The following is a 20,307-nucleotide window of genomic DNA, read 5'->3' as shown; positions in this document are numbered from 1 at the left end:
CGTGTCTCTGCGCACGTCCAGAACCTTCGGAACATCCCGGCGGGCATCCGCGCCCGCGTCCCCGGCCGCCCGGCGCGCCCTCGGAGGCGGCGCCGACATCCTCCTCGCCGCGTCCCTGTGGGGCACGACCGGGACGGCCCGCACCTTCGCGCCCGGCGCGTCCAGCGTCTCCGTCGCCGCCGCCCGGATCGTCATCGGCGGGCTGCTGCTGTTCGCCTTCGCCGCCGCCACCCGCCGCGACGGCCTGCGCCGCCTCCTGCGCGGCCGGTCCCGCCTGGGTCCGCTCGCGCTCGGCGCCGCGGCGATCGCGGTGTACCAGGTCGCGTTCTTCGTCGCCGTCGCCCGGACCGGCGTCGCCGTCGGCACCGTCGTCACGATCGGCAGCGCGCCCGCGTTCACCGGGCTGATCGGGCTCGCGACGCGGCGGGCCGTCCTCACCGGCCGCTGGACGCTCGCGACCGCGGGCGCCGTCGGCGGCTGCGCCCTGCTGGTCGGCGCCGGGCACGGCTCCGGCGTCGACCCCGCCGGCATCGCGCTCGCGCTGCTGTCCGGGCTGGCCTACGCGGTGTACGCGACCACCGCGTCCGCCCTGATCATCCGCGGCGAGGACGACCGGGCGACCGCCGGGGCGCTGTTCGGCGCCGCCGCGGTGCTGCTCGTCCCGGTCCTCGCGGCCGAGCCCGCCGGGTGGCTGCTCACCGGCTCCGGCGCGGCGACCGCCCTCTACCTCGGCGCGGTCACCACCGGCCTCGGCTACGTGCTGTTCGCGCGGGGGCTGCGCGGCACCCCCGCCACGACGGCGACGACGCTGACCCTCGCCGAACCCGCCGTCGCGGCGGTCCTCGGCACGGCGGTGCTCGGCGAGCACCTGGGCGGGACGGCCTACGCCGGCCTCGCGCTGCTCGCCGCCGGCCTCGTCGTGCTCTTCGCGCCCGCGCGGCGTCCGCGAAAGCACGGGGAACGCGGGCCGAGCGGTAACGAATTGGTCTGAACCACTCGCCAGATCGGAAGGCGGCGAGGATGATGTCCGGCATGACGATGGGCGATGGCGACGCCGGGGGACGGCTGTTCCCGGAGGACCTGGACGGCGTCGACCCGGTCGCCGCCGTGATGCTGGCGGACGCCTGCCGCTCCCTCGCCGCCTACCCCGATCTGGTGGCGGTCGGCCCGCTGTTCACCGCGGCCGAGCGGGTCTCCGGCGGCTGGCAGGTCGTCTGCCCGCCGGACCCGCTGCCGCAGGGCGCGCGCGAGCTGCTCGCCGACCACCTCGACGAGCGCGCCGCCCGGATGGACGAGGGGGCCGCGGGCGAGTTCCGGCGGGCCGCGGCGGCGCTGCGGACCGGGCCGTCCGACACGGTGGCGGCGGCCGGCCGGCGGTTCGCGATCGTACGGGTCGAGCAGCTGGTGCGGACCGGCCCGGACGGCCCCGAACCGCCCCGGCCGAGCGACCCCGACCCGCGTCCGGCGTCCGTCCCGGCCTCCTACCGCCGCCCCTACGACCTGCTGTCGGGCGAGGGCACCGGATCCGACCTCGCCACCGCCGAGCTGCTGTGCCAGGTGCTGGACGCGGCGGCGCTCAGCGGCAGCGAGCCGTCCGGCGCGTTCCTCACCCCGGTCGCGCTCGCGCCCGCGTTCACCGTCGCCGAGCGCGGCCCCGGCGGCCCCGGCGTCCCGGGCGGGCCGTCCCGCGAGCGCCGCTGGCGCCCGGTCGGCCGCCTGCACGCCACCCCGCAGCAGGCCCGCGACTCGCTGGCCGGCTACCTGCGCGACGTGGCGCCGGCCGTCGAGGCCCTCGGCGAGACCGACGCCGCCGCCTACGCGGAGGCCGCGGAGCTGCTGGCGGAGGAGCCCCGGCGCAACGGCATCTCGGTCGCGGGACGCCGCTTCCGGATCGTCCGCATCGAGCGCATCACCCTCCTGGGCCCCGAGGGCCCCGAGCCCCCGCGTCCGACCGACTTCGACCAGTACTGATCGCGGCGGCCCCGCCCCCTCGGGACGAGGACGCGGGGCCGGAGCGGTCGGACGGGGTCAGGACGCCGCGGCGTCCCCGTAGACGGGGCGGTGCTCCTGGACGGACTCGGCGAGCTGGTCGGCGAGCTCGCCGACGTCGAGGCGCTTCTCGATCTGCCGGAGGTCGTCGATCTTGGCGCGGGTCTCGGCGCGGCGCGGCGCGAGCATCGTGCAGCAGTCCTCGTCGGGCAGCTCGGAGATGGACAGCGTGCGGATGCGGCGCGCCTGGTCCATGATCTCGATCTTGTCCATGCCGACGAGCGGGCGCAGGATGGGCAGCTCGACGGCGTCGTCCAGCGCGGTGATGTTGGCGAGGGTCTGGCTGGACACCTGGCCGAGCGCGTCGCCGGTGATCAGCGCGGAGCCGCGGAGGCGGCGGGCGAGGACCTCGCCGGTGCGCAGCATGAGGCGGCGCTGCGCGATCACCGCGAGCCGGTCGGCGCCGGACGACTTGATCTGCTGCTGCGCCTTGCCGAACGGGACGACGAACAGCCGGGACCCGCCCTGGAACTTGTCCAGCTCGCGGACCAGCGCGTACGCCTTGTAGATCGACTCCGGGCCGGTGAACGGCATGCCGGAGAAGTGCAGGTAGTCGACGCGCAGGCCGCGGCGCATCATCCGGTACGCGGCGACGGGCGAGTCGATGCCGCCGGACATCAGCACGAGGGCGCGGCCGCTCATCCCGACGGGCAGGCCGCCCTGGCCGGGCAGGCCGCCGGAGTAGACGAACACCTCGTCCCGGTCGACCTCGATCGACAGGGTGTGCACCGGGTCCTTCAGCTTGACGGGCTGGCCGTAGCGGGCGGCGACGAGCGCGCCGATGTGCCGGTCCAGCTCGGTGGAGGTCATCGGGAAGCGCTTGTCGCGGCGCCGGGACCGGACGGCGAACGTGCCGAGGCGGCCGTCCATGAGCTCCAGGGCGGCGCGCTCGACGCTGGCGAGGTCCTTGCCGACCCGCCAGGCGCGGTGCGCCCACACGATGCCCATGACGTCGGTGATCCGCTGCGCGACCCGCTCCATGGTGGCCAGATCGGCGTCGTGCTTGCGGACGATGAAGACGCCGTGCCGCCGGATGACGTCGACGCGGGCGATGGGCCGGACGGCCTGCCGGACGTTGTCGGCCAGGCGGCGCTCGAACAGCTCGCGGTTCTTGCCCTTGAGGACGACCTCGCCGAGTTTGAGCAGCACGCACGGCTCCCCGTCGACCGGGGACTGCTCCCGGACGTCCGCGGGCGCGGTCTCGAGCGTGGTCATGCGTGGTCCTCCCGGCGGGAACGGGTCAAGGGGCGGCCTCCAGTGTGGCCCACTCACCCCAACATCGCGACCCGGAAAACGTGTTCCCGCCGGGAGGGACAGGTTCGGCCGGGTTCGGCCGGACGGGTCAGCCGAAGAAGACCTCGGCCTCGGCGTAGCGCTCCAGCGGGACGGTCTTCAGCTCCTTGGTCGCCTCGTCGAGGCCGACGCGGACGATGTCGGTGCCCTGGAGCGCGACCATCTTGCCGAAGTCGCCGTCGCGGACGGCGTCGATGGCCTGCAGGCCGAACCGGGTGGCGAGGACGCGGTCGAACGCGGTGGGGGTGCCGCCGCGCTGGATGTGCCCGAGCACGGTGGCGCGGGCCTCCTTGCCGGTGCGCTTCTCGATCTCGTCGGCGAGGGCCTGGCCGATGCCGCCGAGCCGGACGTGCCCGAACGCGTCGCGCTCGCCGGTCTGCAGCTGCATCTGCCCGTCGATCGGGTGGGCGCCCTCCGACACGACGATGATCGGCGCGTAGCGGGTCTTGAACCGGCTCTCGACGTACTCGACGACCTTGTCGATGTCGAATGGCCGCTCGGGGATCAGGATGACGTTGGCGCCGGCGGCCATGCCGACGTGCAGCGCGATCCACCCCGCGTGGCGCCCCATGACCTCGCAGATCAGCGCGCGGTGGTGGCTCTCGGCGGTGGTGTGCAGCCGGTCGACGGCCTCCATGCCGATGTTCACCGCGGTGTCGAAGCCGAAGGTGTAGTCGGTGGCGTTGAGGTCGTTGTCGATCGTCTTGGGGACGCCGACGACGTTGACGCCGTTGGCGTACAGCTCGCGGGCGACGCCGAGGGTGTCCTCGCCGCCGATGGCGATCAGGGCGTCGACGCCGAGGCCGGCGAGGTTGTCCTTGATCCGCTCGACGCCCCCCTCGACCTTGACCGGGTTGGTCCGGGACGAGCCGAGGATCGTGCCGCCGCGCGGCAGGATCCCGCGGACGGCCTGCACGTCGAGGGCGACGGTGTCGCCTTCGAGGGGCCCGCGCCAGCCGGCCCGGAAGCCCACGAACTCGTAGCCGAAGACCTGCACGCCCTTGCGGACGACCGCGCGGATGACCGCGTTCAGGCCGGGGCAGTCCCCACCTCCGGTGAGCACTCCGACTCGCATGCCGTCTCCTTCTCCCGCCACCGGGCTCCTCCCTCGGGTCACATGGCCAGACTAGTGGTCAGCGCATGGCTACGCAGGGCATTCGCCGGGCGTCCCGGCGTGCCGTCATTGGTCTAGACCATAGCCTCCGGAGGCGCCCCGCGGCACGCCGTCCGGCGGGACGCGGCGCCGGCGCGACGGGCCCCGGATGATCCGGCCCCTTCCCCGGAAGAGCACCGCCACTCCCCCCGGTGCGCGCCGTACCGCCGCCCGCCGGCGACGCGGTGCGGACGCGCCGTCATAGGCCCAACCAATCTCCGCGAGCGCCAGTTCCCGCGCCGCCTCCCCGGCGAGGCCGTCGCGGTGCGCCCGCGCGAAGTCCCACCCGTCGCGGAACGATCCCTGGGTCGGGCGTCCGGCCGCCCACGCGGCGAACTCCGCCTTCCAGGACGCCCCGTAGGCGGCGGCGAGGGCGGGCCAGGCGCGCTCCACCTCGCCGGCCCGTTTCAGCAGGACGCTGTGCGCGGCGGCCCGCACCGCGGCGGCGTCGAACCCGGCGGGCATCGGGCCCCCCGCCGCCATCGCGCGGACGAGTGCCTCATGCGCCGCGGCCAGCGCGGGGTCGAACGCTCCCGGGTCCACTGCGCTCATGTGACGGCCGCGCTCATGTGAACGGCTGCACTCATGTGACGGCCGCCAGGCCGGACGCGGCGGCGATGGCGTCCAGCTCGGCCTGGAGCTCGCCGGTCGGCGGGTAGCGGCCGTCGCGCTCCAGCAGGAACCCGGGCGGGCGGCGCCGCGCGCACACCTCCCGGATCAGGTCCAGGACCTCTTGCGGGACGGCCGCCGTATGCGTGTCGTGGTAGCGGCCGTCCCGCTCGACGCCGCCCGCGACGTGGCAGTAGGCGACGCGTTCCAGCGGCAGGCGGTCGATGAGGTCCAGCGGGTCCTCGCCCCGGTTGCGGGCGTTGGCGTGCACGTTGGCGACGTCCAGCAGCAGGAGGGCGCCGGTGCGGTCCAGGAGCTCGGTGAGGAAGTCGCCTTCGGTGTACTCGGCGTCCGGCCAGTCGAAGAGCGCGGCGATGGGCTCGACGGCGAGCGGGACGGGCAGCTCGGCCTGCGTGCGGCGGACGTTGGCGGTGAGGGCGTCCAGCGCCGCCCGCGTGCGCGGCACCGGCAGCAGGTGCCCGGCCTCGATCCCGCCCGCCCGGACGAACGCGACGTGCTCGCTGACCAGCGGCGCGCCGAGCGCCTCGGCGCAGGCGGCCAGGTGCGCGACGCGCTCGGCGGCCACCGGCTCGGCGCCGCCGAGCGACAGCTTCACGCCGTGCGGGACGACGGCCGCGCCGCGCCCGCGCAGTTCCAGCAGGCCGGGCGCGGGACGCGCCGGGTGGACGGACTCGGCGATCACCTCGGTGAAGCGCAGCCCGGGCAGCGCGCCGACGAACCCGGCGATCTCCGGCCGCCAGCCGAGGCCGACGCCCAGACCGGGCAGGCCGGGCGCGCCGGGCAGGGAGGGCGTGCCGTCAGCCGCCACCGCAGCCCCCTCCGCATCCGCCGCCGCCGCATCCGCCGCCGCAGCTCGCACCGCCGCATCCGTGCCCGCCGCCATGCCCGCCACCGTGATCCCCGCCGTGCCCGCCGCCGTGCCCGCCGCCGCCGTGGTGGTACCCGCCGTCCGAGGAGTCCCCGAGCAGGAACACCGAGCCGGACGTCCCGTCCCCGCCCGACGTCCCGGCGGGCCCGACGCTCGCCAGGTAGTGCGCCGCTCCGAGCGTCTTGGCGTACACGGGGTCCCAGGCGGTGAGCGCGGGGACGCCGAAGAGCGCGACGGCCATCAGGATCCTCGGCGCGGCCAGTTCCTCGTACGCGCCGTCGATCGGCGGCGACAGGTCGTCGTGGTCCTTCCGCGTCCGGTCGAGGACCCGGTCGCCTTCCGCGGTGCGCCCGTGGGCCGAGCCGAGCGCGAACGCCGGGACGGCGACCGCGATCAGCACCAGCACGCCGGCGGTCATCACCGGCACGCCGTGGCGGGTGCCGACCGCGATCCACCCGGCGATGCCGAGCAGCGCCCAGATCCGGACGGGCCACAGCATCCGCCTCAGGCGGCGCCGCGCGTCCTCGGGGACGAGGAGGCCCTGCGCGGCCAGGTCGCCGCGGAGCCGGCCGAACGCGTCCCGGACGCCGGGCTCGGCGGCGAGACCCGGCAGTGTCGGATCCGCGGACTCGGCGAGCGCGGCGTGCAGGGCCGCGTCCAGCGCCGCGCCGCCGCGGGGCGCCGTCTCGCCGGGACTGATCCGCCCGTCGGCGTGGACCTCGATCGCCTCGTCGAGCTTCAGCGCCGCCATCGCGACGGCGGCCGCGGCCGGCTCCCCGCCGCGCAGGTAGGCGACCTCGCGGGGATCCAGGTCCCGGATGGGCGGACGGCCCCGGCGCACCGCCGCCCGCGTCCGCGCGGGCGCCACCAGCAGGACCGCCGCGACCAGCGCGTACACCGCCAGAACCAGGATGGAGACCTGTGTCGCTCCCAATCCGCCGCCCCTTTCGTCCGCCGTCGGCCGTCCTCTGGGGACGCGGGGACCGGGGTGCCGGTTCCGTACCGGCCGTTATCGGACAGGCGCCGCCGGATCAGGACTCCTCGTCCAGGCCCTTCTCGATGGCGTAGCGGACGAGCTCGACGCGGTTGTGGAGCTGGAGCTTGCCGAGGGTGTTCTGCACGTGGTTCTGCACCGTGCGGTGCGACAGGACGAGCCGCTGCGCGATCTGCTTGTACGTCAGGCCCTTGGCGACGAGCCGCAGCACCTCGGTCTCGCGGTCGGTGAGCCGGGGCGCGTCGTCGTCCTCGCGGGCGGGCGCGGCGGCGAGCCTGCGGTACTCGCCGAGGACGAGCCCGGCGAGGCCGGGGGTGAACACCGCGTCGCCGTCGGCGGTGCGGCGGACCGCGTCCAGGAACTCCTCGCGTCCGGCGGACTTGAGCAGGTAGCCGGTGGCGCCCGCTTTCACCGCCTCCAGGACGTCCTGCTGCTCGCCGCTGGCCGACAGCACCAGCACCCGCACGGGCGGGTCGGCCGCGGCGAGGTGCCGGGTGACCTCGACGCCGCTGATGTCGGGCAGCTGCAGGTCGACCACGGCGACGCGGGGGCGCGCGGCGGCGGCGATGCGGACGGCGGTGCGGCCCTCACCGGCGGTGGCGACGACCTCGTGCCCCGCCTCGGCGAGGTCGCGGGCGACGGCGTCGCGCCACATCGGATGGTCGTCGACGACCATGACCCTCAACGGAACCTCGCTCACGCTCACACCCTAGACGTCGCGGACCGGCACGGAACTACGCGGAACGGTCATCTCGATCTCGGTGCCCTCGCCGGGCGCCGAGACGATCGAGACCGTGCCGCCGAGGTCGCGGACGCGGCCCCGGATGGACTGGGCGACGCCGAGCCGGCCGGACGCGGCCGCGGCGTCGAGGCGGCCGGGCGGCATGCCGGGGCCGTCGTCGCGGACGCTGACGGTGACCTCGCCGGGGCCGTCCTCCAGCAGGACCCAGGCGCGGGCGCCGTCGCCGCAGTGCCGCCGGACGTTGTCCAGCGCCGCCGCGACCGCCGCGGCGACCTCGTGGGCGGCGTGCTCGGGCAGCGGCACGGGCGTCGCGGGGGTCGACACGGTCACCGACGCGGACGCCTGGCCGGTCAGCAGCGGGGCCAGGTCGGCCTCGCGCCCCCCGCCGTCCGCCGGGCGCGGCACGGCGCCGCCGGCGGGGACCGGGCCGGTCCCGGGGCCGGCGCCGATCAGGGCGCGCAGCGCCGCCTCCTGCTCCCCCGCCAGCCGGCCCAGCTCGGCCGCCTCGCCGCCGGCCTCGCCGCCGCGTCGCTGCACCATCGCCAGCACCTGCAGGACCGAGTCGTGGATGCGGCGCGCCAGCCGCTCCCGCTCCCGGGTCGCCGCCTCCAGCTCGACGGCGCGGGCCAGCCGCGCCTCCGCCTCGCGCGCGAGGCGCACCACCTGGCCGACCACCAGGCCGGCGAGGAACAGCAGCACGATGCCGTTCAGCGTGGTGTTGCCCATCCCGCCGGCCGTCCCTGCCGCGGCGTGCACCAGCAGGTTCGCGACGCCGAGCACGAGCGCGGCGATGACGCCGCGCCGCCGCCCGCCCGCGACGGCCCAGGCGAGCACGGACGCGGCGACCCACGACACCGGCAGCGTCGGGCGGCCCGTCGCGATGTGGTGGGGTGTCTCCACCCAGGCGGTCGCGAGGATGCAGCCGAACGCGACGGCGAGGTCGGCGGACAGCAGCGGCCAGCCGCGCCGGGACGGGTCGCGGTACGCCAGCGTCGCGACGCCCGTCCAGACGGTCAGCACCCCGAGGACGGCCCAGCCGCCCAGCGGGTGCGCGTAGCCGCCGGAGTTCTTGCCGATGACGACGGCGGCGTAGACCAGCGCCAGCGCCCGGTACACCGCCACGGACCGCCACAGCGCCGCGTCCAGGCCGGCCATGCCCCCGCCGGTGTCGTCGCGCACGGTTCAGTCCTCGGCGATGCCCTCGTCGCCGTCGTCGCCTTCGTCGTCGACGCGGCGGACGGGCTTGCCGGCCATCTCGGCCTTGACCTCGGCGGCGTACCGGTCGACGTACTCCTGCCCCGACAGCTCCCGGATCGCCTCCATGATCTGGTCGGTGACCTCGCGGAGCACCTCGCGGTCGTCCTCGCGGCCGAAGTAGCGGGAGAAGTCCATCGGCTCGCCGAACCGCACGCCGGGGCGGACGCCGAGCCGCGGGTACGGCTGCCCGGGCGGCATCAGCCTGAAGGTGTTGATCATCGCCATCGGGATCACCGGGACGCGGGACTTCAGCGCCAGCCGCGCCACCCCGGTCTTGCCGCGGTACAGCCTCTCGTCCGGCGCCCGGGTGCCCTCGGGGTAGATGCCGAGCAGCTTGCCCTCGCCGAGGATCCGCAGGCCCGTCTGGAGCGCCGCGTCCGCCTCGGGGCCGCCGGTACGGTCGACCGGGACGACCCCCACCCCGGTGAAGAACCCCTTGCTGATCAGGCCCTTGAGCCCCTTGCCGGTGAAGTACTCGCCCTTGCCGATGAAGAAGATCGGCCGCATCAGCGGCAGCGGGCCGAAGAAGTGGTCGGCGAACGACTGGTGGTTGCACGCCAGCAGCGCGGGGCCGCGCTTGGGGACGTTCCTCATGCCCCGGTTCCGCGGCCACCATGCGCCGTACATGATGGGTGAGAGTACGACCCTCAGCAGGATCCAGAACCAGAGCATGCCGACACCTTCCTCCGAGCCGCGTGCGCACGCGGCGCGCAAGACCGAGTCCCCGTCCGAGGGGGGTAATGATGGGACATCTTCGCATCCCGGCGGTTCCTCGCCCACACCACTGTCCCGGTGCCCGGGGCCGGTCCGGCACACCCCGCGCCCAGATGAACGTAGGCTCTGAACGGAAATCTCAATCGGGTGCGCCCGGGGGCTTGTCCCGGGCGGCGCAGCGAATACCGTGGGACACACGTTTCGGGTCGTCCGGGAGTGCCGCCGCGCACCGCGGCGGGCGGCCGGGCGCACACCTCAATGGGGGAGCGGAGGCCGCCATGCCGGTGCTGTCGGTCACGCCGGAGTCGTCGAAGGAGCCGGCCCCGTGAATCGCCGTGGCAATGGACTGTCCGCCGACACCTACGCGCCGCTGGTCGACCTCGCCCCGCATCTGGCCGACGCGATGCTGGCGGCGCTCGGCGAGGCGGGCGTGGCGGCGTACGCGGCGTCGCCGGACGGCCTGCCCGGGATCGCCGGGACGGCCGGCGGCCCCGTCGGCGACGTCCTCGACCGGCTGTACGTGGACGTCGACATGAAGCCGGCCGCCGAGGGGATCCTGCGCGCGCACCTGGCGCGGCTGCGGGACGCCGGCGTGCGCGGGGAGGGTGACGGCCGCCCCGAGCCCGACCTGGCCGACTCCGCGCCGGACACGCCGGCCGGGCGCGACGGGGTGCACGACGGCCCGCGCGACGGCGGCCTCGACGGGGGGCTCGACGGGTCCTTCGACGAGGCGTTCGAGGGCGTGTTCGACGCGCCGGGGCGCCGCGGCGACGGCGAGGCGGGCGGCGGGTCCGGGACGCCCGGCAAGGGCGACGAGGGCGGCAAGGGCCGCGACCTCGACGAGGACGCCATCTGGGCCGCGATCGTCGCGGGGTTCGACACGGCGCCGGAGGGCGACGAGGTCCCCTGGCCCGACCAGGAGAACATCGACGAGCGCCCGGCGCCGCCCCGCGAGGGCGACGACCGGACGGGCCGGCTGCCGCGGGCCCGGGTCATCCGGCCCGCCGACGAGGCCCCCGAGTTCCCGCCGGACGCCGATGACGAGGGCCACTACATCCCGCCGCCGCCCCCGCCGCTGCCGAGCGCGGACCCGCTCACCAAGGGCGCCTGGATCGCGCTGATCGGCGGCCCGGTCTACCTCCTCGTCACGGTGATCCTCGACTGGGAGGTGCCCGGCTGGGCCGCGTTCCTCGCGGTCGCCGCGTTCATCGGCGGGTTCGTGACGCTCGTGCTGCGGATGGGCGACGAGCCCCGCGACCCCGACGACGGCGCCGTCGTCTGACCAGCGGCCGTCCGGACGGGCTTCCGTGACCGGCGCCCTCTGACCGGCGCCCTCTGGGCGGCGGTGGTCCGGGCGGCGCCGGCTAACCGGGCCCGGCGGGCAGGCGGAGGTCGGCGCGCAGCGGGCGGTGGTCGGTGGCGCGGACGTGGTCGCCGGGCTCGTCCGGCGGCACCCCGCATCCGGCCACCTCGACGCCGGGGTCGGCGAACACCCCGTCGATGCGGCGGCGCGGGTCGCGCGCGGAGAAGGTGAGCGGCTCCCCCGCCGGGGCGGTCGCGTGGCCGTCCTGGAAGTGCTCGGTGAGCAGCGTCCACGACGGGCCGCCCGGCTCCTCGTTGACGTCGCCCGCGAGCACGACCGGCGCGCCGTACCGGGCGCGGGCCCGGTCGAGCAGCGCCAGCACCTCGCGGACGTGCCGCAGCCGCGGCCCGTCCGCGAGGTCGAGGTGGGTGCTCGCCGCGATCAGCCGCGCCGGCCCGATCTCCAGCACCGCGACGGCCAGCGCCCGCCGGTGCAGGCCCTCGTCGGGCGTCAGCAGGTGGAACTCCCGGTGGACGCGGCGGACGCGCGGCGCCGCGAGGACGGCGAGGCCGCACGCCCGGCGGCCCGCCGCCACGTCCATCCCGCACGCCCGCGCCAGCCGGCGCCGCTGCGCCCGCCAGCCCCAGAACCGCGGCACCTCCTGCAGGCACAGCACGTCCGGGCCGTTCGCGCGCACGACGCGCGCCACGGCCTCCGGGTCGTCGCGCAGCGACCGGATGTTGTAGCTCAGCACCCGGACCGGCGTCGCCACGGCGGGCGTCCTAGACCGCCGCGTCCTGGAGGGGGCGGACGCGGGCGAGGTCGGCGGCGCCGACGATGCCGGCGGCCGAGCCGAGCTCGGCGATCCGGATGTCGGGCAGCGGGCGGTGGCCGCGCCCGGTCAGCGCCTCCTCGAACGCGACGCGGATCGGGTCGAGCAGCAGGTCGCCCGCGTCGGACAGGCCGCCGCCGATGATGAACGCGCCCGGGTCCAGGATCGCGCTGAGGTCGGCGAGGCCCTGGCCCGCCCAGTGCGCGATCGTCCGGAAGCACTCCAGCGCGGCCTTGTCGCCCTCGCGGGCGGCCTGCGACACCTCGGGGCCGCTGATGCCCTCCGGGCGGCCGCCGCCGAGCTCCAGCAGCCGGCCCGCCATCGCCGGCGCGACCCGTGCGAGGTCGCGGGCCTCGTGCACGAGCGCGTTCCCGCTGGCGTACTGCTCCCAGCAGCCGCGGTTGCCGCAGCCGCACCGGCGCCCGTCGGGGACGACCCGGAAGTGCCCCATCTCGGCGCCGATCCCGAACCGGCCGCGGTACAGCTCGCCGTTGATGATGATGCCGCCGCCGATGCCGGTGCCGAGCGCGACCAGCACCAGGAAGTTCTCGCCGCGGCCCGCGCCGAACTTCGCCTCGCCCCAGGCGGTGGCGTTGCCGTCGTTCTCCACCACGACGGGCAGGCCGACGAGGTGCTCGACCTTCTCCCGGATCGGCTCCTCGCGCCAGGCGAGGTTCGGCGCGAACAGCACCGTGGAGCGGGTCTCGTCGACGAACCCGGCGGCGCCGAGCCCGACCGCCGACACCTCCGCGTACTTGCCCTTGAGCAGGTCGACGACCTCGGCGATGGTCTCGGCGGTCTCCTTGGGGTTGGTCGAGGGAGTCGGCCGCCGGACCTTCTCCAGGATCGTTCCCCGGTCGTCGACGACGCCGGCGGCGACCTTCGTGCCGCCCACGTCCACGCCGATGGTCAGGGCCATGTACGCTTCCTCCTCCTCGCGCGCCCCTGGCTGGAGCCCGTCCGCACCACTAGCCGATGTCGATGGAGTCGCCGCCGGTGGCGGCCGCCCACGGGTCGCCCGGCTCCTCGCGGGGCTCCTCCCCGCGCGGCGCCTCCCCGCGCGGCGTCCGGCCGCGCTCGGCGTCGTCGCGCGGGGCCTCGTCACGCGGCGTCCCGCCGGACGGGGCCTCGTCGCGAGGCGACCGTCCCGACCGATCGGACCTACCCGCCCCGGGGCCCGCCGACGCATCCCGGGGCCGCGGGGGCCGGTTCCGGTTCGCGCCGGGGCGGGTGCGGTCGAAGCCCTGCACCACGTCAAGAGCGGCGGCCATCAGCGACTGCCCGGCCTCCCGGACGTGCCGGCCGACGTCGTGCCCCGACTCGCGGGACGCGGCGATGGCCCGGCAGACCGGGCAGTGGCAGCACTCGGGGGCGCCGGTGGCGTAGCGCGGCGGCTCGGCGGTCGCGCTCGCCCACACGTCGTCCGCGTCGCCGCGGGGGCGGGCGCCGCGGTCGGCGCGGTCGTCGGCGCGGTCGTCGGCGCGGTCGTCGCGGGAGCCGCCGCCGACCACGCGCCTGAGCACCGCGTCGAAGAGCTTGCCCGCCTCGTTGATCAGGTCACCCGGCTGGTCGGTCATGACTCCATCATCCATCCGTCATCGGCGTGAAACGGTACCGCCTTCCGGGCGTGCTCAGCGCTCGACGCGGCGCTTGAGGCCCTTGAGCGCGGAGTCGATGATCCGCTTCTCGCCCTTGCGCTTCACCATGCCGATCATCGGGACGCGGACGTCGACCGCCAGCTCGTAGGTGACCTCGGTGGCGTCGTCCGCCTCGGCGAGCGCGTAGGTGCCGTGCAGTCCGGTGACGACCGCGCCCTTCTCGACCAGTTCCCAGCTCACCCGGTCGTCGCCGTCCCAGGTGTAGGCGAGGCCGACGGTGTCGCTGAACGGGCCGCCGTCGAAGGTCAGCCGGCCGCGCAGCGCCCGGCCGTCCGGGCCGGTCTCCTGGACGGTGAACTCGCGGATCCCGCTCGCCCAGTCCGGATACGCCTCCAGGTCGGCGATCACCGCCATGATGTCGGCCTTCGCGGCCTTGATGGTGATGGAAGAACTCGTGCGGTCCGCCATCTGCGTTCCCTCCGGTTCGCCATGGGCCCGCGCCCGGGATTCCGTCGCCCGGGCCGCTGTCTAGAGCACGGTATCCGTCACACCGTGAGGACGTACGGGACCCCGCGCGCGCGGAAGTGGCCCACGTTCACGCATTCGGTGCGGCCGATGCGCATGCGGGCGGCGAGCGGCTGATGGACGTGCCCGAACAGCACGTATTTCGGCTGCGTGCGGTGGATCGCGTCCAGGATCGCCTCGCTGCCCCGCTCGAACCGGCGGGCGACGGTGTCGTAGAGCAGTTCGGGGACGGCGGGCGGGATGTGGCAGCACAGCACGTCCACCTCCCCCACCGCCTCGACCTTCGCCGCGTACACGTCGTCGTCGAGCTCGTAGGGGGTGCGGTACTCGGTGCGGAGCCCGCCGCCGACGAACCCGAACCGCAGCCCGCCGATCTCGGTGGTCTCGCCGTCCAGGACGCGGTGCCCGTCGCGCAGGTGCGGCGCCCACATGCGCGGGACGTCGACGTTCCCGTAGGTGAGGTAGGCGGGGGTCGGCATCGCGGCGAACAGCTCGGCGTACTGCCGGTCGACGGCGCGCTCGATGTGCGGCCACGCGTCCCCCTCGAGGGAGGCCCAGAGGCCGCGGGAGAACTCGCGGGCCTCGTCGAAGCGCTTCTCGGTGCGCAGCGCGATGAAGCGGTCGGCGTTCTCCTGCCCGAACAGGTCCGCGAAGATGCCCTGCCCGTGGTCGGAGTAGTCGACGAACAGGATCAGGTCGCCGAGGCAGATGAGCGCGTCCGCGCCGTCGCCCGCGCTCTTCAGCGCGTCCGCGCGGCCATGGACGTCGCTCACCACGTGGATCCTCATGAACCGACTCTAATAGGGGACCTCTCCCCCGAAAACGGGCGCCCCTCCGGGCGTCAGCCCGCCGCGGCCGACACCAGCGAGCGCCACTCCGCCACGAGCGCGGGGTCGACGGGGGCGTCCCAGGAGCCGTCCGGGCGGACGGCGGTGCCGACGTGGAACGCGGTGACGCCCGCCGCGGCGAGCACCGCCACGTGCTTGCGGCGCAGCCCGCCGCCCGCCATGATCATCGCGGCGGAGCGGGGGTCCTCGGCGGCGCGCCGGACCAGCACGTCGACCCCGGCGTCCACGCCGCGCGGCGAGCCCGCCGTGAGCACGGCGTCCAGGCCGCCGTCGAGCGCTCGGACCGCCTCCCACGCCTGGGCGGGGTCGGCGGCGTGGTCGACGGCGCGGTGGAACGTCCACGGCAGCGGCGCGCAACCGGACGCGAGCTTGCCCGTCGCGCCGGCGTCGACGTGGCCGGAGGAGTCGAGGAAGCCGAGCACGAACCCGTCGGCCCCGGCGGCGGCGAGGTCGGCGGCGGCCCGGACGAGCCGGTCCAGCTCCGCGCCGGTGGTGCGGAACCCGGCGTTGGCCCGCAGCATCACCCGCAGCGGCAGCGCCGTCGCGGCGCGCACGGCCGCCACCATGTCCGGGTCCGGGGTGAGCCCGTCGGCCCCCATGTCGGCCACGACCTCGATCCGGTCGGCGCCGCCGTCCTGCGCGGCGCGCGCGTCCGCGGCCGTGAGCGCGATCACTTCGAGCAGGGCCATGGCTCTCCCCCGACCACTTCCGTATACGACCAGGTCAAGGGTAGGGGACGGACCGGCGGCCGCCCGGCCGCGCCGAACGGTCTTTGCCGTGCCGTTAACCGTCGATCCGCAGGCCGCTCCGGGGCGGAACGCTCACTTTCGGACGGTTTTCCTACTCGTGGGTATCATTCACCCTCGGAGGGACCGGCAGGTTCCCCCGCCGTCCCCGAAGATCGATCACAGGAGTGGGCCGTGCGCGAGTTCAGCGTCCCCGCGATGGTGGAGGTCCCCGACTCCGCCAATCTGACCGACGCGCCCTTCACCCGGGCCGCCGAGGAGCCCGGCGCCATCGTGCTGCGCCGCCGCACCGGCACCGGCTGGAGCGCCGTCACCGCGGCGGAGTTCGCGGCCGAGGCCGCGGCGGTCGCCAAGGGGCTGGTGGCCGCGGGCGTCGAACCGGGCGACCGGGTCGCCCTGCTGTCGCGCACCCGCTACGAGTGGACGCTGCTGGACTACGCGATCTGGACGGCCGGCGCCGTCGCCGTCCCGATCTACGAGACCTCCTCCGCCGAGCAGATCGAGTGGATCGCCGGCGACTCCGGCGCCAAGGCGCTGTTCGCCGAGACCGACGCGCACCTGGCGCTGGTCGGCGAGGTCCGGGACCGGCTCCCGGGCCTCGCGCACGTCTGGGGCATCGACGCGGGCGCCGTCGCCGAGGTCACCGAGCTCGGCAAGGACGTCGCCGACGCGACGATCGCCGAGCGCCGCCGCTCGCGCACCGCCGCCGACGTGGCGACGCTCGTCTACACCTCCGGCACCACCGGGCGGCCGAAGGGCTGCGAGATCACCCACGGGAACCTCGTCGCGACGGCCCGGAACGCCGTGCAGGGCGCGATCTCCGAGATCGCCGTGGAGGGCAGCTCCACCCTGCTGTTCCTGCCGCTGGCGCACGTGTTCGCCCGGCTGATCGAGGTCGCCACCATCGAGGGCGGCATCGTCCTCGGCCACAGCGACATCCCCAGCCTGCTGCCCGACCTCGCCTCGTTCCGGCCGACCTTCCTGCTCGCCGTCCCGCGGGTGTTCGAGAAGGTCTACAACGGCGCCGAGCAGAAGGCGGAGGCCGACGGCAAGGGCAAGATCTTCAAGGCGGCCGCGGACACCGCGATCGCCTACAGCCGCGCGCTGGAGGCCGGCGGCCCCGGCCTCGGTCTCAAGGCCAAGCACAAGGTCTTCGATGTGCTGGTCTACGGGAAGCTCCGCGCGGCCGTCGGCGGGCGGGTGCAGTACGCGGTGTCCGGCGGCGCCGCGCTCGGCGAGCGCCTCGGCCACTTCTTCCGCGGCGTCGGCATCACGATCCTGGAGGGCTACGGCCTCACCGAGACCACCGCGCCGGCGACCGTGAACCGCCCCACCGCCATCAGGATCGGCACCGTCGGCAAGCCCATCCCGGGCGTGGACGTCCGCATCGCGGAGGACGGCGAGGTCCTGGTCCGCGGCATCAACGTGCTGCGCGGCTACTGGAACAACGAGGCCGCCACCAAGGAGGCGATCGAGGACGGCTGGTTCCACACCGGCGACCTCGGCACCCTCGACGCCGACGGCTTCCTGAAGATCACCGGCCGGAAGAAGGAGATCCTCGTCACCGCGGCCGGCAAGAACGTCGCGCCCGCCCCGCTGGAGGACCGGCTGCGCGCCCACCCGCTGATCAGCCAGTGCCTGGTGGTCGGCGACGGCCGCAAGTTCATCAGCGCCCTGATCACGCTGGACGAGGAGGCCCTCGGCCCCTGGAAGGAGCGGCACGGCAAGCCCGCCGCGATGACCGTGGACGAGCTGCGCCGCGACCCTGACATCATCGCCGAGATCGAGGGCGCCGTCGCCGACGCCAACAAGTCGGTCAGCCACGCCGAGGCCATCAAGAAGTACGTCATCCTCGGCGTCGACTTCACCGAGGAGGCCGGGCACATGACCCCGAGCCTGAAGGTCAAGCGCAACGTCGTGATGAAGGACTTCGCCGACGAGATCGAGTCCCTCTACACCGCCTGACCGCCCGCCGCCGCCCGCGCCGCCCGACCCGTGCGGCGCGACCGCGCCGGGTCAGCGCAGGGCGGCGACGGCGTCGGCGATCGGCACGTCGCCGTTCAGCAGGTCGAGCGTGCGGTGCCGGGCGTCCGGCAGGGCGTCCAGCAGCGCGGCGATCACCGCGGCGACGTCGTCTCGGGTCACCGCGCCGTGCCCGACCGGCGGCTCGGCGAGCGTCACGAGCCCGGTGCCCGGGTCGTCGGTGAGGCGGCCCGGGCGCAGGATCAGCCAGTCCAGGCCGCCGCGCGCCCTCAGGTCGTCCTCGGCGTCGCCCTTGGCGCGGATGTAGGCGGCCCAGACGTCGTCGCGGCCCGGTGCGGGCGGGTCGCCCGCGCCCATCGCGGACACCTGCACGAAGCCCCGCACCCCGGCGCGCTCCGCCGCGTCCGCCAGCAGCACCGACGCGGCCCGGTCGACGGTGTCCTTGCGGGCGGCGCCGCTGCCCGGGCCCGCGCCCGCGGCGAACACGACCGCGTCCGCGCCGGCCAGGTCGCCCGCGACCTGGTCCGCGGACGCCGCCTCCAGGTCCCGGACGACCGGCGTTGCGCCCGCCGCCCGCACGTCCGCCGCATGGTCGGGGTTGCGGATGAGGCTCACCACGGCGTCCCCGCGCCCGGCCAGCAGCCGGGACAGCCGCAGCGCGATCTGCCCGTGCCCGCCCGCGATCACGATCTCCATGACGCGATCCTACGCGCGGGCGCGCACGGGCCCCGGGACCGGGATCAGCGGCGGCGCCCGTTGATGGCGGCGACGGCCTTCCGCATGAGCCGGTCGTTCATCACGTTGATGAAGTCGCCGTGGTCGGTCACCGGGTCGTGGCCCTCCTCCGGGAAGGTGTCCAGCGCGAACGCCAGCGCCTTGGCGGGCAGGTTGTAGGCCAGCGTCATCCGCAGCTGCGGGACGGCCTTGCGGCCCTGCGGGCACTGGCCCGTCCGCGGGTCCGGGAAGACCATGTGGTCGCGGTGGTTCGCGCTGTCGGTGTTCTGCCCGTCCCAGCAGCTCGGGAAGTTCAGCACGCGCTCCACCATGCTGCCCTTCGGGCACAGCGGGTACTTGTCGGTGAACACCCGGTTCTCGAACCCGCTGCACGTCCACTGGGCGTGCGCGTTGGCCGGGCCCTTCGACGACGCCTTGGCGTCACCGGTGACGATCCGGGTGAACCGCGGGATCGCCGTCACCTTGCTGCGCGGGTTGCCGAGGAACTGCAGGCGCACCTTCGCCGGCGTGACGACGCTGCCGGTGTTGCCGTCCACCTGGCTCTGCGCCGCGCGGTCGGAGCCGTCCTTGCCGGCGCGCAGCCGCACGACCGGCCAGTAGTAGGTCGACTGGTCACCGTTGGTGCAGGTCGTCCCGGCGGCGGCGAGCGTCTGGTCCGTCGAGAACGCGCTGGTGTCGAGGTTGCCGACGTAGTCGTGGATGTGGTGCGCGCCGTTCTGGACGCCGGGCGCCACGATCACGTTGTCGGGGTTGCTGTGCTTCTGCCCGGCGTTCGTGCCGCAACTGGACGTGAACACGCCGGTGGAGGCGGCCCGCGTGCGCCGCGGCTGCCGCACGGGCTGCGCCTGGCGGATGTCGACGAACTGGTCGGCGCGCGGGCCCGGCTTCACCTGGCTCTGGCCGCCCTGCCCGCCGCCGTTCTGGTTCTGGCCGCCGCCGTTCTGACCGTTCCCGTTCTGGCCGTCGCCATTTTGGCCGTCGCCATTCTGGCCGTCGCCGTTCTGACCGTCGCCGTTCTGCTGGTTCGGATCGGTCTGGCCGGGATCCGGCGATCCGGAGTCCGGCGGGGTGGGGACGGCCGTCTGGGAGGGGTCCCCCATCCCGGGCATCTGACCGTCGCCCATGCCGGGCATCTGCCCGCCGCCGTTCTGGCCGCCGTTCTGCTGGCCGCCGCCGTCGTCAGCGGGCGGGCTGGTCCGAGTGCCGTGCCCGCCCCGGTACTTCTGGACGTGCCCGACCGGATCGGCGGTGACGGTCGCGCCGCCGGGCAGCGCCCCGGCGCCCCCGGGGACGTCGTTGCACGCCGACGCGGCGAGCAGCACCGCCGGGACGATCACGGCGAAGGTCTTTCTTCTTCTTCCCATTTTGAGTACTCCCTGTGAGCGGGGGGTGGGATACCCGTCAGTGCAGCGCGGATTTGGTGACCAGGCCGGTGCTCTCCAGCAGCTGGATATGGTGCAGGACGAATTTCATCCCGCGTTCCGCGTAGGCCCGGATGATCGTGTTCTGGCTCTGCACGCGAGCCGTGGCGGCGAACGGCAGGACCTGCCCGTGCGCGGCCCGCAGCCGGAACACGTAGTCGGTGTCGAACGCCTTTCCGTCGAGCCCGGCCAGCTCCCGGAGATAGCTCCGCTGCGTGCCGTTCGGAATGGCCGGCAGGGTCACCCCGAGCTGCTGGGCGGTGGCCCGGGTGTCGGCGTCCAGCTGCATGTGCTCCTGGTTGATGATCGTGCCGATCTCGCGCACCCGGGGGCTCGCGCCGCGCTGCACGGCCATCTGGCTGGCCGGCATCTCCCAGAGCCCGGCCTGGCGGACCTTGACCAGCAGGAGCCGGTCCTGGGCGCTCAGCGGGCCCCATTTCGACGGGACGGTGGCACCCTTGTCGACGCCGTTGGCCGGGGCGACCCGCGGGTTGAGGAGGACCGCGAGGGCGGCCGCGACGACGGCCGCGGCGGCCAGCAGCAGCAGGCCCCGGCCCCGGCGGAGCCCGAACCGCGGGAGCCGGCGCAGTTCCGCGACACCGTACGAATTTCTCAC

At 75.2% G+C, this 20,307-nt stretch carries 21 protein-coding genes; 4 read left to right on the top strand and 17 right to left on the bottom strand.

Annotation, left to right across the window (positions count from 1 at the left end; all coding sequences use genetic code 11):
• The first annotated feature begins 1 nt into the window (after nt 1).
• Nucleotides 2-991 (top strand): EamA family transporter, encoded by a 990-nt coding sequence (locus tag ABT299_RS17935; protein WP_500251454.1) that lies wholly within the window; start codon nt 2-4, stop codon nt 989-991.
• A gap of 41 nt (nt 992-1,032) precedes the next feature.
• Nucleotides 1,033-1,971, top strand: a complete 939-nt coding sequence (locus tag ABT299_RS17930; RefSeq protein ID WP_190861881.1) for a DUF5954 family protein — start codon at nt 1,033-1,035, stop codon at nt 1,969-1,971.
• Between the two features lie 57 nt (nt 1,972-2,028).
• Here ABT299_RS17930 and thiI read toward each other — a convergent pair whose 3' ends face one another.
• The 8 genes from thiI to ABT299_RS17890 form a co-directional block, all read right to left on the bottom strand.
• Complete coding sequence (gene thiI, locus ABT299_RS17925; protein WP_387028947.1) at nt 2,029-3,264, bottom strand: tRNA uracil 4-sulfurtransferase ThiI; 1,236 nt, start codon at nt 3,262-3,264, stop codon at nt 2,029-2,031.
• A gap of 127 nt (nt 3,265-3,391) precedes the next feature.
• Nucleotides 3,392-4,417, bottom strand: a complete 1,026-nt coding sequence (locus ABT299_RS17920) for a 6-phosphofructokinase (RefSeq protein ID WP_190861885.1) — start codon at nt 4,415-4,417, stop codon at nt 3,392-3,394.
• Nucleotides 4,418-4,522: 105 nt separating this feature from the next.
• Complete coding sequence (locus tag ABT299_RS17915) at nt 4,523-5,047, bottom strand: SCO6045 C-terminal-like domain-containing protein (protein WP_500251453.1); 525 nt, start codon at nt 5,045-5,047, stop codon at nt 4,523-4,525.
• 31 nt (nt 5,048-5,078) lie between these two features.
• Complete coding sequence (locus tag ABT299_RS17910; protein ID WP_500251452.1) at nt 5,079-5,933, bottom strand: MbnB/TglH/ChrH family RiPP precursor modification enzyme; 855 nt, start codon at nt 5,931-5,933, stop codon at nt 5,079-5,081.
• Nucleotides 5,923-6,927 (bottom strand): TIGR04222 domain-containing membrane protein, encoded by a 1,005-nt coding sequence (locus ABT299_RS17905; RefSeq protein ID WP_500251451.1) that lies wholly within the window; start codon nt 6,925-6,927, stop codon nt 5,923-5,925. Before ABT299_RS17905 ends, ABT299_RS17910 begins: the two co-directional genes overlap by 11 nt.
• A gap of 97 nt (nt 6,928-7,024) precedes the next feature.
• Complete coding sequence (locus ABT299_RS17900; protein ID WP_190861926.1) at nt 7,025-7,663, bottom strand: response regulator; 639 nt, start codon at nt 7,661-7,663, stop codon at nt 7,025-7,027.
• Between the two features lie 33 nt (nt 7,664-7,696).
• Entirely contained in the window at nt 7,697-8,908 is a 1,212-nt protein-coding gene (gene macS, locus ABT299_RS17895) for a MacS family sensor histidine kinase (RefSeq protein WP_500251450.1), read from the bottom strand.
• A 3-nt stretch (nt 8,909-8,911) separates the two neighbouring features.
• A complete protein-coding gene (locus ABT299_RS17890) occupies nt 8,912-9,580 on the bottom strand; it encodes a lysophospholipid acyltransferase family protein (protein WP_500251449.1) in 669 nt (222 codons plus the stop codon).
• 445 nt (nt 9,581-10,025) lie between these two features.
• Between ABT299_RS17890 and ABT299_RS17885 the strand changes: the two genes are divergently transcribed.
• Nucleotides 10,026-10,982 (top strand): hypothetical protein, encoded by a 957-nt coding sequence (locus tag ABT299_RS17885; protein WP_190867379.1) that lies wholly within the window; start codon nt 10,026-10,028, stop codon nt 10,980-10,982.
• An 82-nt stretch (nt 10,983-11,064) separates the two neighbouring features.
• On the opposite strand, the gene ABT299_RS17880 is transcribed toward ABT299_RS17885, so the two are convergent.
• The 6 genes from ABT299_RS17880 to ABT299_RS17855 form a co-directional block, all read right to left on the bottom strand.
• On the bottom strand, nt 11,065-11,775 hold the full coding sequence (locus ABT299_RS17880) for an endonuclease/exonuclease/phosphatase family protein (protein ID WP_387028937.1): 711 nt from the start codon (nt 11,773-11,775) through the stop codon (nt 11,065-11,067).
• A 10-nt stretch (nt 11,776-11,785) separates the two neighbouring features.
• Nucleotides 11,786-12,754 (bottom strand): ROK family glucokinase, encoded by a 969-nt coding sequence (locus tag ABT299_RS17875; protein ID WP_190867375.1) that lies wholly within the window; start codon nt 12,752-12,754, stop codon nt 11,786-11,788.
• 49 nt (nt 12,755-12,803) lie between these two features.
• Complete coding sequence (locus ABT299_RS17870) at nt 12,804-13,412, bottom strand: hypothetical protein (protein WP_500251448.1); 609 nt, start codon at nt 13,410-13,412, stop codon at nt 12,804-12,806.
• A gap of 54 nt (nt 13,413-13,466) precedes the next feature.
• A complete protein-coding gene (locus ABT299_RS17865; protein WP_500251447.1) occupies nt 13,467-13,901 on the bottom strand; it encodes an SRPBCC family protein in 435 nt (144 codons plus the stop codon).
• A gap of 77 nt (nt 13,902-13,978) precedes the next feature.
• A complete protein-coding gene (locus ABT299_RS17860) occupies nt 13,979-14,746 on the bottom strand; it encodes a metallophosphoesterase family protein (protein WP_500251446.1) in 768 nt (255 codons plus the stop codon).
• A 53-nt stretch (nt 14,747-14,799) separates the two neighbouring features.
• Nucleotides 14,800-15,495: a copper homeostasis protein CutC gene (locus ABT299_RS17855; RefSeq protein WP_387028931.1), complete on the bottom strand. Its 696-nt coding sequence runs from the start codon at nt 15,493-15,495 to the stop codon at nt 14,800-14,802.
• 231 nt (nt 15,496-15,726) lie between these two features.
• Here ABT299_RS17855 and ABT299_RS17850 point away from each other — a divergent pair, with 231 nt between their 5' ends.
• Entirely contained in the window at nt 15,727-17,517 is a 1,791-nt protein-coding gene (locus ABT299_RS17850) for an AMP-dependent synthetase/ligase (protein ID WP_500251445.1), read from the top strand.
• Between the two features lie 51 nt (nt 17,518-17,568).
• Here ABT299_RS17850 and ABT299_RS17845 read toward each other — a convergent pair whose 3' ends face one another.
• Genes ABT299_RS17845 through ABT299_RS17835 form a run of 3 tightly spaced genes read right to left on the bottom strand, consistent with a single transcriptional unit; the run spans nt 17,569 to nt 20,307 of the window.
• Entirely contained in the window at nt 17,569-18,231 is a 663-nt protein-coding gene (locus tag ABT299_RS17845) for an NAD(P)H-binding protein (protein WP_500251444.1), read from the bottom strand.
• 44 nt (nt 18,232-18,275) lie between these two features.
• Nucleotides 18,276-19,634, bottom strand: a complete 1,359-nt coding sequence (locus ABT299_RS17840) for a DUF1996 domain-containing protein (RefSeq protein WP_500251443.1) — start codon at nt 19,632-19,634, stop codon at nt 18,276-18,278.
• 37 nt (nt 19,635-19,671) lie between these two features.
• The gene (locus ABT299_RS17835) at nt 19,672-20,307 is read right to left on the bottom strand and encodes a DUF4142 domain-containing protein (protein WP_387028928.1); all 636 of its coding nucleotides are present in this window, start codon (nt 20,305-20,307) and stop codon (nt 19,672-19,674) included.

It is taken from the genome of Spirillospora sp. NPDC000708 (genome assembly GCF_040299565.1).
In the GTDB taxonomy this organism is placed as follows: domain Bacteria; phylum Actinomycetota; class Actinomycetes; order Streptosporangiales; family Streptosporangiaceae; genus Spirillospora.
Note: the sequence above shows the minus strand (reverse complement) of the source record. Positions and strands in the feature narration are given on the sequence as shown.